This is a genomic window from Polaromonas sp. P1_G2, assembly GCF_056405515.1.
Window position 1 is genome coordinate 1 of sequence record NZ_JBFUBY010000393.1, and the last position, 2,843, is coordinate 2,843.

4 protein-coding genes are annotated in these 2,843 nt (G+C 61.9%); all 4 read left to right on the forward strand.

What is annotated here, in order from left to right; all coding sequences use genetic code 11:
- Nucleotides 1–376: DUF6776 family protein (locus tag AC1D0P_RS24060; protein WP_477679045.1), on the forward strand; the 376-nt coding region annotated here is incomplete at its 5' end.
- Nucleotides 377–434: 58 nt separating this feature from the next.
- Nucleotides 435–836, forward strand: coding sequence for a bactofilin family protein (locus AC1D0P_RS24065; protein ID WP_436156070.1), 402 nt, complete (start codon nt 435–437; stop codon nt 834–836).
- Between the two features lie 168 nt (nt 837–1,004).
- Nucleotides 1,005–1,370: an iron-sulfur cluster insertion protein ErpA gene (gene erpA, locus AC1D0P_RS24070; RefSeq protein WP_122955163.1), complete on the forward strand. Its 366-nt coding sequence runs from the start codon at nt 1,005–1,007 to the stop codon at nt 1,368–1,370.
- A gap of 115 nt (nt 1,371–1,485) precedes the next feature.
- Nucleotides 1,486–2,843, forward strand: a 1,358-nt coding sequence (mdtD, locus tag AC1D0P_RS24075; protein ID WP_477679046.1) for a multidrug transporter subunit MdtD, incomplete at its 3' end; no start/stop codon positions are given.

Consider the following 2,843-nt stretch of genomic DNA (forward strand, 5'->3'; position numbering starts at 1 on the left):
GGACAACCGAAGCCTGCGCGACGACCTGGGCTTTTTTGAAAAGCTGCTGCCGGCCGGTAGCGCCGAAGTGGCCACCATCCGCAGCCTGCAGGCCGAAAGGCTGTCCGACACCCAGCTCAAGTGGCAGGTGCTGGTCATCCAGGCTGAGAAAGCCGCCCCGAATTTCAACGGGAAACTGGACCTCACCGTCCATGGAACCCAGGCCGGCAAGCCCTGGAGCATGACTTTGCCCGGAGGGCCGCAAACTTTACAGTTCAAACAGTACCGGCGTGTGGAGGGTGTCCTCGACTTGCCCCCCCAAGCCGTGGTACAAAGTGTTACAGCTAAGGTCATTGAGGGAACAGCGGTCAGATCTTCCCAGACCTTCAAGCTTTGAATGAATTTCCCCCAGCCATCCCGCCCATTGCACACCGACCCAGCACAGGAATTTTTGTATGTTTGGAAAAAAGAAACAGCCGCCTATCAAAAGCCTGATTGCCCAGGGCAGCTGTATTGAAGGCAACCTGAAGTTCACCGACGGCCTGCGCATAGACGGCGAAGTCATAGGCGACATTCGGGCCGCCGAAGGCAGCTCCAGCATCCTGGTGATCAGCGAGTCCGCCACCGTGACCGGCTATATCCACGCCGACCACGTCATCATCAACGGCCGCGTCATGGGGCCCGTGCATGCTTCCGAGCTGCTCGAGCTGCAGCCCAAGGCGAAGATCGAGGGCGACGTGTCCTACAAAGCGCTTGAAATGCACCAGGGCGCCGTCATCTTTGGACAGTTGCGTCCCACCACGCATCCGGAGCTGGAAGAAAAGCCCACGCTCAAGCTGGCGGCCAACAATATCTAAGCCTGCCGGGTGGATTTTGAGAGTAAGCGCTCACAAATAGATGGCTGCGCCTAACACGCATGGGCGTTATGGTTGATTGAATTGCTGTACTATTTGCCTWTCAGTGCCGCCAGAGCCTGCAGCCCCGAATCGCGGACGATGTTCGCTTGATGATGTATTGGAGTCCCCATGAGTGCCGTTGCCGAAAATATCCAGACCGAAATGCCCGCGCCTTTTGTCTTCACCGACAGCGCCGCCTCCAAGGTGGCTGAGCTGATCGCCGAAGAAGGCAATCCCGACCTGAAGCTGCGCGTGTTCGTCCAGGGCGGCGGCTGCTCCGGCTTCCAGTATGGTTTCACCTTTGATGAAATCACCAACGAAGACGACACCACCATGACCAAGAACGGCGTGTCCCTGCTGATCGACGCCATGAGCTACCAGTACCTGGTGGGCGCCGAGATCGACTACAAGGACGACCTTGAAGGCGCCCAGTTCGTCATCAAGAACCCCAACGCCACCAGCACCTGCGGCTGCGGTTCCAGCTTCTCGGCCTGAGGCGAATCCCGCACCCCGCTCAAAAAGCCGCCCTCGAGGCGGCTTTTTGCTGTCCGCCGTTCTTTCCGTCTGTTCAATGCCCTGAACCAAGTCCGCCATTTTTCATCTCTCAACCATGCAGGCAGAAGAAAAATCATTGCGTGTGCTGCTCTGGCTGGTGGCCATCGGCTTTTTCATGCAGACCCTGGACGCCACCATCGTCAACACCACCCTGCCGGCCATGGCCCGCAGTTTCGGCGAAAGCCCCTTGCGCATGCAGTCGGTGGTGGTGGCCTATTCCCTCACCATGGCCATGTTGATCCCCGCCTCCGGCTGGATCGCCGACCGCTTCGGCACGCGGCGCGTGTATGTGGGCGCGATCTCCTTGTTCGTCGTCGGCTCCATCGCCTGCGCGCTGTCCGGCAACCTGATGCAACTGGTGGCCGCGCGCGTGGTGCAGGGCATGGGCGGGGCGTTGCTGCTGCCGGTGGGCCGGCTCGCCGTGCTGCGCGCCTTCCCGCGCGAACGCTTTTTGCAGGCCATGAGCTTTATCGCCATTCCGGGCCTGATCGGCCCGTTGATAGGCCCCACCCTGGGCGGCTGGCTGGTCGAGGTGGCCACCTGGCACTGGGTCTTCCTCATCAACATTCCGGTGGGGCTGCTGGGCGGGGTGGCGACGGTGTTCTATATGCAGGACAACCCGCGGATGCAGGTGCCGCGCTTTGACCTGCCGGGTTATCTGTTCCTGGCCTTCGGCATGGTGGCCGTCTCGCTCGCGGTCGACGGGCTGTCGGGCCTGGGCCTGAAACAGGCCAGCGTGCTGGTGCTGCTGGTGTTCGGCATGGCCAGCCTGACCGCCTACTGGCTGCATGCGGCCAAGCGGCCCGACCCGCTGTTTTCGCCCAAGCTGTTTTCGATCCCCACGCTCAGCATAGGCCTGTTGGGCAACCTGTTCTCGCGCCTGGGCAGCTCGTGCATGCCCTTTCTGGTGCCGCTGTTGCTGCAGGTCAGCCTGGATTATTCGCCGTTGCAGGCCGGCATGATGATGGTGCCCGTCGCCGTGGCCAGCATGCTGGTCAAGCGCGTCACCACGCCGCTCATCACGCGCTACGGCTATCGCCGGGTGCTGGTGACCAACACTGCGCTGGTGGGCCTCACCATGGCCAGTTTCGCACTCGTCACGCCGGCCCAGCCGCTGTGGCTGCACATCCTGCAACTGGCCTGCTTCGGCGCGGTCAATTCCATGCAGTTCACCGCGATGAACACCGTCACCCTGCGCGACCTCGACAGCAGCATGGCCAGCAGCGGCAACAGCCTGCTGTCCATGATCCAAATGCTGGCCATGAGCATGGGCGTGGCCGCCGCCGGCGCGGTGCTGGCCGCCTTCACGGGTTTCTTCGGCACCGCCGAAGCGGTGCAGACGCTGCACTCCTTCCAGGCGACGTTTGCCGCGATGGGGTTGATCACGCTGGCCTCGGCGGGGATCTTCTGGCA